The organism is Bradyrhizobium viridifuturi (assembly GCF_001238275.1).
GTDB lineage: Bacteria > Pseudomonadota > Alphaproteobacteria > Rhizobiales > Xanthobacteraceae > Bradyrhizobium > Bradyrhizobium viridifuturi.
The window spans coordinates 42,576-55,826 of the sequence record NZ_LGTB01000024.1 but is presented as its reverse complement, the minus strand read 5'-3'; the positions used below and the strand labels follow the sequence as shown (position 1 = coordinate 55,826).

The following is a 13,251-nucleotide window of genomic DNA, read 5'->3' as shown; positions in this document are numbered from 1 at the left end:
GAAACGAGATTAGGACTGCTGAATGGTTGATACCAAGACCCCTGGCGACAAGACTTTGAGTGTCCCGAGCAAGACGTTGTCGCTGAAGCCGCGCGTCGAGACGGGCACCGTGCGCCAGAGCTTCAGCCACGGCCGGACCAAGCAGGTCGTGGTCGAGAAGCGCGGCAAGCGCCGCGTCGGTGGCGAAGGTCCCGGCGAGGCGCATGCGCCCGAACCCGTAGTTGCAAAGCCTGTGGCGCCCGCCCCCCGGCCGCCGCAGGGCCGCCCTTCGGGCCAGCCTCCCGGCCAGCAACAGCGCAACACCCGCTCCGGCGTGGTGCTGCCGACCCTGACTGAAGACGAGCGTTCCGCGCGTGCCAGCGCGCTGGCCGATGCACGGCAGCGCGACATCGAGGAGCGCCGCCAGGCCGAAGAGGAGGCCAAGCGCCGTGCCGTCCGCGAAGCTGCGGAGAAGGCAGAGCGCGAGGCCGCCGAGGCCCGCCGCAAGGCGGAAGAGGAACGTCACCGCCACGAGGAAGAGGCCAAGCGCAAGGCCGAGGTCGAGGCCAAGCGCCGCTTCGGCGAAGGCGAGGCCAAGCCCGGCGCGGCGCCCGCCGCTGCACCGGCCAGACCCGCGACACCCGCACCTGCTGCATCTGCTCCGGCCGCCCGTGCACCCGCAGCACGCCCGACGACCACGACAACCGCGCGCACACCGGCCTCTGCGCCGAGGCCGGCGGCGGTTGCGGCCGGGCCCGACGAAGACGAAGGTCCGCGCATGGTGCGCCGCCCCGGCGGCGCCGTGCGCCCCGTCGCGGCTCCGAAGACCACCCACAAGCCCGGTCCGCAGAAAGAGCGCGGCCGCCTCACTCTGACCACTGCGCTCAACGCCGACGACGTCCGCGAGCGCTCGATCGCCTCGTTCCGCCGCCGCACCCAGCGCCTGAAGGGCCATGCGTCGAACGAGCCCAAGGAAAAGCTGATCCGCGAAGTCACCATCCCGGAAGCGATCACGATCCAGGAACTGGCGAACCGCATGTCGGAGCGTGCGGTCGACGTCATCCGCATGCTGATGAAGCAGGGCGCGATGCACAAGATCACCGACGTGATCGATGCCGACACCGCGCAGCTGATCGCCGAAGAGCTCGGCCACAGCGTCAAGCGCGTCGCCGCGTCGGACGTGGAAGAAGGCCTGTTCGACGTCGTCGACAATTCCACCGATACCGAGCCGCGTTCGCCTGTCGTCACCGTCATGGGTCACGTCGACCACGGCAAGACCTCGCTGCTCGACGCGCTCCGCCACGCCAACGTGGTCTCGGGCGAAGCCGGCGGCATCACCCAGCATATCGGCGCCTATCAGGTGACCTCGCCGGAGACCGGCACCAAGATCACCTTCATCGACACGCCCGGCCACGCCGCCTTCACCGCGATGCGCGCCCGCGGCGCCAAGGTCACCGACATCGTCGTGCTGGTGGTCGCGGCGGATGACGGCGTGATGCCGCAGACGATCGAGGCGATCAACCACGCCAAGGCGGCCAAGGTGCCGATGATCGTGGCGATCAACAAGATCGACAAGCCCGATGCGCGGCCGGAGCGCGTGCGCACCGAATTGCTGCAGTACGAGGTACAGGTCGAATCGCTCGGCGGCGACGTCGTCGACGTCGAGGTCTCGGCCAAGAACAAGACCAATCTCGACAAGCTGCTCGAGATGATCGCGCTGCAGGCCGAAATCCTCGACCTGAAGACCAATTCGGAGCGTCCGGCGGAAGGCACCGTGATCGAAGCCAAGCTCGATCGCGGCCGCGGTCCGGTCGCGACCGTGCTGGTGCAGCGCGGCACGCTGCGCGTCGGCGACATCATCGTGGCCGGCGCCGAGATGGGCCGCGTCCGCGCGCTGATCTCGGACCAGGGCGAGAATCTCGAAGAGGCCGGTCCGTCCGTGCCGGTCGAGGTGCTCGGCTTCAACGGTCCGCCGGAAGCCGGCGACCGTCTCGCCGTCGTCGAGAACGAAGCCCGCGCCCGCCAGGTCACGAGCTACCGCGCGCACCAGAAGCGCGAGAACGCGGCTGCCTCGATCTCCGGCATGCGCGGCTCGCTCGAGCAGATGATGTCGCAGCTCAAGACCGCGGGCCGCAAGGAGTTCCCGCTGATCGTCAAGGCCGACGTGCAGGGCTCGCTGGAAGCAATCCTGGGCTCGCTGGAGAAGCTCGGCACCGACGAGGTCGCCGCCCGCATCCTGCATGCCGGCGTCGGCGGCATCTCGGAGTCCGACGTCACGCTGGCGGAAGGCTTCAACGCCGCGATCATCGGCTTCTCGGTCCGCGCCAACAAGGAAGCGGCGGCCGCGGCCAAGCGCAACGGCATCGAGATCCGCTACTACAACATCATCTACGACCTCGTGGATGACATCAAAAAGGCGATGTCCGGCCTGCTCGCGCCCACGCTGCGCGAAACCATGCTGGGCAACGCGCAGATCCTGGAAGTGTTCAACATTTCCAAGGTCGGCAAGGTCGCGGGCTGCCGCGTCACCGACGGCACCGTGGAACGCGGCGCCAACGTTCGCCTGATCCGCGACAACGTCGTGGTGCACGAAGGCAAGCTGTCGACGCTGAAGCGCTTCAAGGATGAAGTGAAGGAAGTGCAGTCCGGCCAGGAGTGTGGCATGGCATTCGAGAACTACGGCGACATGCGTGTCGGCGATGTGATCGAATGTTACCGCATCGAGACGATCCAACGCTCTCTGTAAGTCCAAATCTTACAAAGCGCCTGGATCCATTTGATTGAAAATGCGACGGCGTGGCCGGACTTTGGTCCGGCCACCAGCGCATTGTCTGATTGAAAGCAAAGTCAGGACATTGATGCCCGCGGCCACGGCCTGCGGGCGCGACGGTTTTGGAAGAAGGTCATGCCCCGTCAAAAGAAGAGTTCCAGCCCCGGCGGCTCGCAACGTCAGCTGCGCGTCGCGAAACGGTTCGCCATGCGGTTGCCGAGATTCTGTCACAGGGTGAGGTCCACGATCCCGATCTCGAAGGCCACATCATTACCGTGCCCGAGGTGCGTATGTCGCCGGACCTGAAGCTCGCGACGATCTACGTGATGCCGCTCGGCGGCCGCGACACCGACACGGTGATCTCTGCGCTCGAGCGCAACAAGAAGTTCCTTCGCGGCGAGATCGCGCACCGCGTCAACCTGAAATTTGCACCCGACATTCGCTTCCGCGTCGACGAGCGGTTCGACGAGGCGGAGCGCATCGAGAAACTACTGCGGACACCTGCGGTGCAGCGAGACCTTGCACCCGATTCGGACGACGAGGAATGACTGTGATGACGACCAACAGCGTTATCGACGCGAAGGATATCGACGCGCGCGACGCTGAGCGGGATGCTTTTGCCGGGCCGCGCAGCGACGATGCGCGCCGCACCAACAACGACCCGCGCCAGAAGCAGGGCAGGCAGAATCAGCAGCCGCGCCGCGACAAGCGCGACGTCCATGGCTGGGTGGTGCTCGACAAGCCGATCGGCATGACCTCGACGCAGGCGGTTGCCGTGCTCAAGCGCCTGTTCCAGGCCAAGCGCGCCGGCCATGCCGGCACCCTCGATCCGCTCGCCTCCGGCGGCCTGCCGATCGCGCTCGGCGAGGCCACCAAGACGGTGCCGTTCGTGATGGACGGCCGCAAGCGCTACCGCTTCACGGTGTGCTGGGGCGAGGAGCGCGACACAGACGACACCGAGGGGCGGCCGGTCCGGACCAGCGAGAACCGGCCGACCGCCGATTCGATCCGCGAGCTGCTGCCGCGCTTCACCGGGGTAATCGAGCAGATCCCGCCGCAATATTCGGCGATCAAGGTGCAGGGCGAGCGGGCCTATGATCTGGCGCGCGACGGCGAGACCGTGGAACTGAAGCCCCGTCCGGTCGAGATTCACGAATTAACCCTTGTGGAACATGGAGATAACGGACAATCCGTGTTCGAGGCCGAGTGCGGCAAGGGAACCTATGTCAGGGCCCTGGCCCGCGATATGGGCCGGATTCTGGGCTGTTTCGGCCATATCTGCGCCCTGCGGCGGACCCTGGTCGGTCCGTTTACCGAGGCGGACATGATTCCGCTGGAACAGTTGGAGGCTTTATGCAATAGAGCCGCGTCTGGCGAGGGCAGCCTCGCCGACGCGCTTTTGCCCGTTGAGACCGCGCTGGACGACATCCCGGCACTGGCCGTCACACGGGCTGATGCGGCAAGGCTCCATAGGGGCCAGGCCGTTTTATTGCGCGGACGGGATGCGCCCAATACCAGCGGCACAGTCTATGTCACGGTGGCAGGCCGGCTTCTCGCGCTTGCTGAAATTGGCAATGGCGAACTCATCCCCAAGCGCGTGTTCAACCTGAACGGACTGACTGCCGGTCCGGCTCGCAACAACGAAAGTAACTGACGATGTCGATTACCGCCGAACGCAAAGCGGAAGTCATCAAGACGAATGCCAACAAGGCCGGCGACACCGGCTCGCCCGAGGTTCAGGTCGCGATCCTGTCGGAACGCATCAATAACCTCACTGAGCACTTCAAGAGCCATGTGAAGGACAACCATTCACGCCGCGGCTCCTGAAGCTCGTGTCGACGCGCCGCTCCCTGCTTGACTACATCAAGCGCAAGGACGAGGCGCGCTACAAGGCGCTGCTCGAAAAGCACAACATCCGTCGTTGATTTGAGAAGCACGCGCGCGAGGGTTCGCGCGCGTTTTCGTATGGTCGTCCGTAAACCCGGACTTTCGAATTGTCGAAAGAAGATCATGCGCAGCATGGCAATCGCGCCATGCCAACTAGCGTCCAGCAGCAATCCGGCCGCTGGACCGGGCAAGATGCCCAGATGACCGAAAGGATGGATGCCATCCGAAATCCAGGGACCATGGCAGGATCGCCGGATGCTGATCGCGAGCGCGCATCAGCATCTCGCCGTCTTGGCATGGTCTTTGTGTTTCAGGGCGCCATGTCTTTCGTGAAACCATGAAAGAAACCGAAATGTTCAATTCGCATTCCGTCGAAATCGACTGGGGTGGACGTCCCCTCAAACTTGAAACCGGCAAGATCGCCCGCCAGGCCGACGGCGCCGTGGTGGCGACCTACGGCGAGACCGTGGTGCTTGCCACCGTCGTCGCGGCGAAGGCGCCGCGCGAAGGCGTCGACTTCCTGCCGCTGACGGTCGACTACCAGGAGAAGACCTACGCCGCTGGCCGCATTCCCGGCGGCTATTTCAAGCGCGAAGGCCGTCCGACCGAGAAGGAGACGCTGGTCTCCCGCCTGATCGACCGTCCGATCCGTCCGCTGTTCGTCGACGGCTGGCGCAACGAGACCCAGGTGATCGTCACCGTGCTGTCGCACGACATGGAGAACGATCCGGACATCGTGTCGCTGGTCGCCGCCTCCGCCGCACTGACGCTGTCGGGCGCCCCGTTCAAGGGCCCGATCGGCGCCGCCCGCGTCGGCTTCGCCAATGACGAATTCATCCTCAACCCGACGCTCGACGAGATGACCGAGACCCAGCTCGATCTCGTTGTCGCCGGCACCGCCGACGCCGTGCTGATGGTGGAATCGGAAGCCAAGGAGCTCAACGAAGACGTGATGCTCGGCGCGGTCATGTTCGGCCACCGCCACTTCCAACCGGTCATCAACGCGATCATCGAGCTCGCCGAGAAGGCCGCCAAGGAGCCACGCGAAGTCACCACGATCGACAATTCGGAGATCGAGAAGGAAATGCTTGGCCTTGCCGAGCAGGACCTGCGCAAGGCCTATGCGATCCCGGTCAAGCAGGAACGCTATGCCGCGGTCGGCGCCGTCAAGGAGAAGGTGCTGGCGCACTTCTTCCCGGAAGGCCAGGAGCCGAAATACGACAAGCTCCGCGTTGCTGCGGTGTTCAAGGAACTGGAAGCCAAGATCGTTCGCTGGAACATCCTCGACACCGGCAAGCGCATCGACGGCCGCGACGTCAAGACCGTGCGCAACATCATCGCCGAAGCCGGCGTGCTGCCGCGCGCCCACGGCTCGGCGCTGTTCACCCGCGGTGAGACCCAGGCGATGGTGGTGACCACGCTCGGCACCGGCGAGGACGAGCAGTACATCGACGCGCTGTCGGGGACGTACAAGGAAACGTTCCTGCTGCACTACAACTTCCCGCCCTACTCGGTCGGTGAAACCGGTCGCCTCGGCGGCACCAAGCGCCGCGAGATCGGCCACGGCAAGCTCGCCTGGCGCGCGATCCATCCGGTGCTGCCGCCGCATCACGAATTCCCGTACACGATCCGCGTGGTCTCCGAGATCACCGAGTCGAACGGCTCGTCCTCGATGGCTTCGGTCTGCGGCGCCTCGCTGTCGCTGATGGACGCCGGCGTGCCGCTGAAGCGGCCGACCGCCGGTATCGCCATGGGCCTGATCCTCGAGGGTCAGCGCTTCGCGGTGCTGTCAGACATCCTCGGCGACGAGGATCATCTCGGCGACATGGACTTCAAGGTCGCCGGCACCGACCAGGGCATCACCTCGCTCCAGATGGACATCAAGATCGAGGGCATCACCGAGGAGATCATGAAGGTTGCGCTTGGCCAGGCCAAGGAAGGGCGCATCCACATCCTCGGCGAGATGGCCAAGGCCCTGACCGCGGCGCGCGCCGAACTCGGCGAATACGCTCCGCGCATCGAGACCTTCAAGATCGCCACCGACAAGATTCGTGAAGTGATCGGCACCGGCGGCAAGGTGATCCGCGAGATCGTCGAGAAGACCGGCGCCAAGGTCAACATCGAGGACGACGGCACTGTGAAGGTCGCTTCCAATGACGGCGAGGCGATGAAGGCTGCGATCAAGTGGATCAAGTCGATCGCCTCCGATCCGGAGGTCGGCCAGATCTACGAGGGCACCGTCGTCAAGGTGATGGAGTTCGGCGCGTTCGTGAACTTCTTCGGCGCCAAGGACGGCCTCGTCCACATCAGCCAGCTTGCGGCCAGCCGCGTGCAGAAGACCTCCGACGTCGTCAAGGAAGGCGACAAGGTCAAGGTCAAGCTGCTCGGCTTCGACGATCGCGGCAAGACCCGCCTGTCGATGAAGGCGGTCGACCAGGAGACCGGCGAGGACCTCGAGGCCAAGCAGAAGAGCGACGCTCCGGCGCCGCGCGAAGCTGCCGGCGAGTAAGCCTGCTTGAAACCAAACGACGAAGGGCGGCCGAAAGGCCGCCCTTTTTGTTTGGTCCGGCGCGCCCGGCGCATCAGCCGGACGGCGAAACTCGCCCGCGGCGTCATCCTCCTGTAGGCTGAGAGCCACGATAACGCGCCGCGTTTTCACGCGAGACGCATCGCAGCCCGAGAGATCGACGATGACGCCCCTGGTGATCCGCACCGCGCGGCCGGACGAATATGACGAGATCGCCCGCGTCTGGATGGAGAGCTGGGTCACGACCGGCCTCGCCGAGGCCAATGATGCTCTGCTCGCCAATCTGCGCGAGCGCGTGCGCCACGAGATCACGCAAGGCTGGAGCCTGTTCGTCGCCGATGACAACGGTACGCTCGCCGGCATGCTGGCGCTGCACATCTCCGGCCACTATCTCGATCAGCTCTTCGTCGCTCCCGACTATCAGGGCAGGAGCATCGGGCGCCACCTGCTTGCCTTCACACGCGAGCAGATGCCCGACGAGATCTGGCTGAAATGCGCGCGCGGCAACGAAAAGGCGTGGCGCTGGTATGAACGCGAGGGCTTCTTGTACGAAGGGGAGAACATCAACCCGCTGAACGGGCTGATGATGAAGTATTACCGGTGGAAGAGAGCAAACCGCACGTCGGAGGTTCACCCATGATCAAGCTGTACTGGTCGCCGCGCTCGCGCTCGTTCTCCGCCATCTGGCTCTTGGAAGAATCCGGCCTGGCTTACGAGCGGGTGCTGACCGACATCACCACCGGCGCGCAGAAGTCGCCGGAGTTCCTCAGGATCAATCCGATGGGCAAGGTGCCGGCGTTGACCGACGGCGATGCAAAGCTCGCCGAGGCGGCGGCGATCTGCGCCTATATCGCCGATCGCTATCCGGAGACGAAGCTCGCGCCGGCGACGACCGACCCCAAACGCGCACGCTATCTGCAATGGCTGTTCTTCTCGCCGAGCTGTGTCGAGCCGGCGCTGATCCAGCTCTTCACCAAGCTCGAGGTGCCGACCAGCACCGCGGCATGGGGCAGCGCGGCGCAGGTGTTCGACGTGCTCGATGCCGAATTGCAGAAGGGACCATGGATCCTCGGCGATCAGTTCTCCGCCGCCGACATCGCGATCGGCGCCGGACTGAACTTTGCGGTGCGCATCTTCAAGATGGTACCGCCGCGGCCGTCATTCGACGCCTATATCGAACGCTGCGTGGCGCGGCCGGCATTCCAGCGCGCGGAGAAGATCGCGGCGGGGTAAATGGGATGTAGCCCGGATGGAGCCAACGGGGCTACGGGCAGTGGATTTCCCGGCGCAGACCTAGTCCGGGACGACGCGCGGATCGACGTCCTGGGTGTAGTCGACGCCGTCGATGCCGAAGCCGAACAGGCGCAGGAACTGGCTCTTGTATTCGCCGAGATCCGCGAGTTCGCCGAGCGTCTCGGTGGTGAGCAGGGGCCAGCGCCGCGACACTTCGGTCTGCACTTCGGGCGAAAGCTCCCAATCGTCGACCCGGATGCGCTGCGCATCGTCGAGCGCGACGTCCTTGCCGAGGCGGGTGCGGAACAGGCGATCGATCTGCTCGATGCAGCCTTCATGCAGCCCGAGCTGCTTCATGACCTTGAACAGCACGGTGCCGTAGAGCGGCACCACCGGAATCGCCGAGCTCGCCTGGGTGACCACCGCCTTCAGCGCCACGACGCGAGCCGCGTCCGGGCCGAGCCGGCCGCGGATCGCCTCCGCCTTGCTGTCGAGATCGACCTTGGCGCGGCCGAGCGTGCCGTTCCAATAGATCGGCCAAGTCAGCTCGCTGCCGATATAGGTGTAGTTGAGCGTGCGGAAGCCCGGCGCCAGCACGCCGGCATCGGCGAGCTGGTCAATCCAGCGCTTCCAGTCGTCGCCGCCCATCACAGCGACGGTCGCCGCGGTCTGCTCTTCGTTTGCCGGCTCGAGCGTGGTCTGGAACACCTCGCCGGTCTCGGTGTCGAGCGTCTTGATCTCGACCGGGGCGCCGAGCGGCTTGATGACCGAGCGATAGGTCTTGCCGGTGTCGGGATCGGTCCGCACCGGCGCGGCCATGCTGTAGACCAGCAAATCGAGCTGCCCGAATTTCTCGCGCACGCGCTCGATGAAGTCTTTCTTCAGCTCGTCGGAGAAGGCATCGCCCTCCAGCGTGAGCGGCGAGCGTCCGATCTTCGCGGCCTCGATCTCGAAAGCGCGGTTGTTGTACCAGCCGGCGCTGGCGCTTCTCTTTTCCGAAGCTCGCGCTCCAGCGACACGCCGATCGTATCGGCGCCGCCGGCGAAGGTCGCAACGATGCGGCTCGCGAGGCCATAGCCCGTCGAGCAGCCCAGCACGGCGACGCGCTTCGGGCAGTCGGCGACCGGGCCCTGCTTCAGAACGTAGGCGATCTGTTCGCGGACATTCGTGGCGCAGCCGACGGGATGTGCCGTCGTGCAGATGAAACCTCGCACGCGCGGTTCAATAATCATTCCCACCCCATTCCGGATCGTTGCAATATCCCATACGCCGGCTGCGGACCTTCCCTCAGCAGGCGAGGAGAGACGAAATCACGCGTCAAGCCGCCTGAACACCAGCGTGGCGTTGGTGCCGCCGAAGCCGAACGAGTTCGACAGCACGGTGGTCAGCTTGGCATTGTCGATCCGCTTGCGCACGATCGGCATGTCGGCGAACACGGGATCGAGCTCGGTGATATGCGCGCTCTCGCAGACGAAGCCGTTGTTCAGCATCAGCAGCGAGTAGATCGCTTCCTGCACGCCGGTGGCGCCGAGCGAGTGGCCGGTCAGCGCCTTGGTCGCCGAGATCGGCGGGCACTTGTCGCCGGTGCCGAACACCTTGCGGATCGCCTCGATTTCCGGCGGATCGCCGGCCGGCGTCGAGGTGGCGTGCGGGTTGATGTAGTCGACCGGCGTGTTCACCGTCGATATCGCCATGCGCATGCAGCGCTCGGCGCCCTCGCCCGACGGCGCCACCATGTCGTATCCGTCGGAGGTCGCGCCGTAGCCGACGACCTCGGCGTAGATCCGCGCGCCGCGCGCCTTGGCATGCTCGAGCTCTTCGAGCACCACGACTCCCGCGCCGCCGGCGATGACGAAGCCGTCGCGATTGAGATCGTAGGGTCGCGAGGCCGTAGCCGGCGTGTCGTTGTATTTCGAGGACATCGCGCCCATCGCGTCGAACAGCACCGACAGCGTCCAGTCGAGTTCCTCGCAGCCGCCGGCGAAGATGATGTCCTGCTTGCCGATCTGGATCGTCTCGTAGGCGTTGCCGATGCAGTGGTTCGACGTCGCGCAGGCCGAGGAGATCGAGTAGTTCACGCCCTTGATCTTGAACCAGGTCGCGAGCGTCGCCGATGCGGTCGACGACATGCCCTTCGGCACCGCGAACGGACCGACGCGCTTCGGGCCCTTGGCGCGCGCGATGTCGGCGGCCTCCACCAGCGTGCGCGTCGACGGTCCGCCGGATCCCATGATGATGCCGGTGCGGATGTTGGAGACTTCCTTCTCCTCGAGGCCGGAGTCGCGGATCGCCTGCTCCATGGCGACGTGATTCCACGCAGCACCTTCGGCAAGGAACCGCATCGCGCGGCGATCGATCACCTCGGCGGGATTGAGCGTCGGCGCACCGTGCACCTGCGAGCGAAAGCCAAGCTCGGCGGCCTTCTCCGCACGTGAAATGCCCGACTTCGCCTCGTAGAGGCTCGCAAGCACTTCCTGGGTGTTGTTACCGATGGACGAGACAATACCCATCCCCGTGATGACAACCCGCCTCATGTTCGCCTCGCCCTGCCTTTATGTTGCCGCATGATGATCCTGCTCAAGACGGCGCCGTGCCCTGCTTAAACAATCCGACCTTCAAGTCCTTGGCGCGATAGATAATCTCGTCGTCCATGGAAAGCCACCCGTCGGCAATTCCAAGCACGAGCTTTGACCGCATCACGCGCTTGATATCGATGTTGTACACAACCTTGCGCGCGTGCGGCAGCACCTGTCCGGAGAACTTGAGCTCGCCGAGGCCGAGCGCGCGGCCACGACCTTCGCCACCGATCCAGCCAAGGTAAAAGCCGACCATTTGCCACATGGCATCGAGGCCGAGACAGCCCGGCATCACCGGATCGTTCTTGAAATGGCAGCCGAAGAACCAGAGATCCGGCTTCACCTCGAGCTCGGCGCGCACCAGCCCCTTGCCGAACTCGCCGCCGTTTTCCGATATTTCGCTGATGCGATCGAACATCAGCATCGGCGGCAGCGGCAACTGGGCGTTGCCGGGACCGAACAGCTCGCCCCGTCCGCAAGCCAGCAAATCCTCGTATTCGTAACCACCGCGCCGATCCAGCATCCTCTTTCCACCTCTGATGTCCCGATGAAGCGCTTTTGCCTGGTCGGACCTTAATCTACCCACGGGAACCGGAATAACCCGTCCCGCATCTCGGCGCTACCTGGGTACGCAACCGGCCTGTTATCTCTGCCGAAAGCGCATATGTGGTCCGCGCGCTCTCTAACATAGGGTTAACTGGGCGGCAAAGCGGCAATCCATTGATAAATTACGGGCTCTCCTTAGGTTTCTACCGCTGCTTGGATTCGTTCTAGTTGCGAAAAACTTGCATCTGGTGAGCATCCTTTTTATATTTATGAGGAATATTGCCTGTGTTGGGTGCATAGAGTGGACATGAACGAGGAACTACCGGCTGTGAATGACGACGCCGTGCACCCGGCTGCCCGGGGCGCTGGGCACCACCCTGCCCTGACCGGCTGCCCGTGGCATGACGTCAACGAGATGCTGCAGTCTGCCGGGCTCCGGCCGACCCGTCAGCGCATGGCGCTGGGTTGGCTGCTGTTCGGCAAGGGCGCTCGCCACCTGACCGCTGAAATGCTGTACGAGGAAGCCACGCTGGCCAAGGTTCCGGTGTCGCTGGCAACCGTCTACAACACGCTCAATCAGCTGACCGACGCCGGCCTGCTGCGCCAGGTTAGCGTCGACGGCACCAAGACCTATTTCGACACCAACGTGTCGGCGCACCACCACTTCTATCTCGAGCATAACCACGAGCTGGTCGACATCCCCGACCCGAACCTCGTGCTGTCGAAGATGCCCGACGTGCCGGATGGCTACGAGATTGCCCGCGTCGACATGGTGGTGCGGCTGCGCAAAAAGCGCTGACCCGATCTATTAGGGATTAAGACGTGATGGCCGGGCTCGTCCCGGCCAATTTCGTTTCAGGACTGCGTCAGTCCACCTTCTCGTCGGCATAGACGCCCCACAGGCGCTGCTGCTCGATCCAGCCGTCGAAGCCGCTGCCGGTGACCCGGCACCAGCTGTTGGCGCATTTCTTGACCTGCGCGACGACGCCGGCCTGCAGGCGCGCCGCGATGGCGCTGGTGGCATCGGGGCGGTCGTACAGCGAGGCCAGATCGTCCTTGTTCTTCATCGTGACGACCGCAGTGCGGCGACCGGACAGCAGGGAATGATAGACCCAGCCTTCGGCGCCTTCGGAATCGCGCACCCGGCGCCAGTTCTCGAATTCGGCGGTGATTTCGACCGGCAGCCCCGAACGCGTGTAGACCCAGGCGACGTCGTTGTCCTTGGTCGGGCCGGCGCGGACGTTCACATGATCGGATTTCAGGCTGACATAGCGCGGGATCGGCAGGCCGCTGGTGGTGGGGCTCAAATCCTTGGCGGAGTGCCCGGGGCTGACCGACGCACTCAGCATGCTCCCGACCAGCGCCACCAATGAACCAAAACGCCAGACCATCAACTCGTCTCCTGCCGAGATGCCAAACCCGCATTCGGCGAGCTGCAACCCAAACCCAAATCCAGACCCACGCCTAAAGTCTCAGGCCCGTGTGCCTGCGCCGTCCACTCCCGCACCACACGTCCGAGGGGTTCTTGTCTTGGCCCGGCCTTCTGCTAGAGAGGACGGAACGCCAAAGAGCCAGAACACCCGAATTTCCCCTGACGAAAGCCGGGGCAAGTATCGGGGAACCCTAGGAAACGCGAAGGAAACGCCGGGACAGCGCGGCTATCAGCAGTGTCGAACAACCGGGTTAATGAGGCCTCAACGGCTCGGTTTTTGGCGAGCCGCGCGCCTCATGAA

12 protein-coding genes and 2 pseudogenes are annotated in these 13,251 nt (G+C 64.6%); 9 read left to right on the top strand and 5 right to left on the bottom strand.

From position 1 onward, the window contains the following. The first annotated feature begins 22 nt into the window (after positions 1–22). The 8 genes and pseudogenes from infB (at position 23) to ALC15_RS21920 (ending at position 8,396) form a co-directional block, all read left to right on the top strand. Positions 23–2,725 (top strand): translation initiation factor IF-2, encoded by a 2,703-nt coding sequence (gene infB, locus ALC15_RS21950; protein ID WP_050629051.1) that lies wholly within the window; start codon positions 23–25, stop codon positions 2,723–2,725. A gap of 159 nt (positions 2,726–2,884) precedes the next feature. Beyond that, a pseudogene (rbfA, locus tag ALC15_RS42055) lies at positions 2,885–3,297 on the top strand (30S ribosome-binding factor RbfA). After that, entirely contained in the window at positions 3,294–4,403 is a 1,110-nt protein-coding gene (gene truB / locus ALC15_RS21940) for a tRNA pseudouridine(55) synthase TruB (protein WP_050629049.1), read from the top strand. The pseudogene rbfA and the gene truB overlap by 4 nt, the downstream one beginning before the upstream one ends. A 2-nt stretch (positions 4,404–4,405) precedes the next feature. Then, a pseudogene (gene rpsO / locus ALC15_RS21935) lies at positions 4,406–4,674 on the top strand (30S ribosomal protein S15). Positions 4,675–4,743: 69 nt separating this feature from the next. Next, positions 4,744–4,977, top strand: coding sequence for a hypothetical protein (locus ALC15_RS43420; RefSeq protein ID WP_128089553.1), 234 nt, complete (start codon positions 4,744–4,746; stop codon positions 4,975–4,977). An 11-nt stretch (positions 4,978–4,988) separates the two neighbouring features. Next, on the top strand, positions 4,989–7,145 hold the full coding sequence (gene pnp / locus ALC15_RS21930) for a polyribonucleotide nucleotidyltransferase (RefSeq protein ID WP_050629118.1): 2,157 nt from the start codon (positions 4,989–4,991) through the stop codon (positions 7,143–7,145). Between the two features lie 181 nt (positions 7,146–7,326). After that, entirely contained in the window at positions 7,327–7,803 is a 477-nt protein-coding gene (locus ALC15_RS21925) for a GNAT family N-acetyltransferase (RefSeq protein ID WP_050629047.1), read from the top strand. Continuing rightward, positions 7,800–8,396, top strand: a complete 597-nt coding sequence (locus ALC15_RS21920) for a glutathione S-transferase family protein (RefSeq protein ID WP_050629046.1) — start codon at positions 7,800–7,802, stop codon at positions 8,394–8,396. The genes ALC15_RS21925 and ALC15_RS21920 overlap by 4 nt, the downstream gene beginning before the upstream one ends. Before the next feature lie 60 nt (positions 8,397–8,456). Here the strand turns inward: ALC15_RS21920 and ALC15_RS21915 are convergent, their stop codons facing one another. The 4 genes from ALC15_RS21915 to fabA all read right to left on the bottom strand — a co-directional run bounded on the left by ALC15_RS21915 (position 8,457) and on the right by fabA (position 11,495). Further along, the gene (locus tag ALC15_RS21915; protein ID WP_244486208.1) at positions 8,457–9,344 is read right to left on the bottom strand and encodes a bifunctional NADH-specific enoyl-ACP reductase/trans-2-enoyl-CoA reductase; all 888 of its coding nucleotides are present in this window, start codon (positions 9,342–9,344) and stop codon (positions 8,457–8,459) included. Continuing rightward, positions 9,278–9,628 (bottom strand): hypothetical protein, encoded by a 351-nt coding sequence (locus ALC15_RS46405; RefSeq protein WP_244486202.1) that lies wholly within the window; start codon positions 9,626–9,628, stop codon positions 9,278–9,280. The genes ALC15_RS21915 and ALC15_RS46405 overlap by 67 nt, the downstream gene beginning before the upstream one ends. A gap of 78 nt (positions 9,629–9,706) precedes the next feature. After that, entirely contained in the window at positions 9,707–10,930 is a 1,224-nt protein-coding gene (fabB, locus tag ALC15_RS21910) for a beta-ketoacyl-ACP synthase I (RefSeq protein WP_050629045.1), read from the bottom strand. A 43-nt stretch (positions 10,931–10,973) separates the two neighbouring features. Then, on the bottom strand, positions 10,974–11,495 hold the full coding sequence (gene fabA / locus ALC15_RS21905; protein ID WP_016844716.1) for a 3-hydroxyacyl-[acyl-carrier-protein] dehydratase FabA: 522 nt from the start codon (positions 11,493–11,495) through the stop codon (positions 10,974–10,976). A gap of 330 nt (positions 11,496–11,825) precedes the next feature. Here fabA and irrA point away from each other — a divergent pair, with 330 nt between their 5' ends. Then, positions 11,826–12,317: an iron response transcriptional regulator IrrA gene (irrA, locus tag ALC15_RS21900; RefSeq protein ID WP_050629044.1), complete on the top strand. Its 492-nt coding sequence runs from the start codon at positions 11,826–11,828 to the stop codon at positions 12,315–12,317. Positions 12,318–12,384: 67 nt separating this feature from the next. Here the strand turns inward: irrA and ALC15_RS21895 are convergent, their stop codons facing one another. Continuing rightward, positions 12,385–12,909, bottom strand: a complete 525-nt coding sequence (locus ALC15_RS21895) for an SH3 domain-containing protein (RefSeq protein WP_430649185.1) — start codon at positions 12,907–12,909, stop codon at positions 12,385–12,387. Between the last annotated feature and the right edge of the window lie 342 nt (positions 12,910–13,251).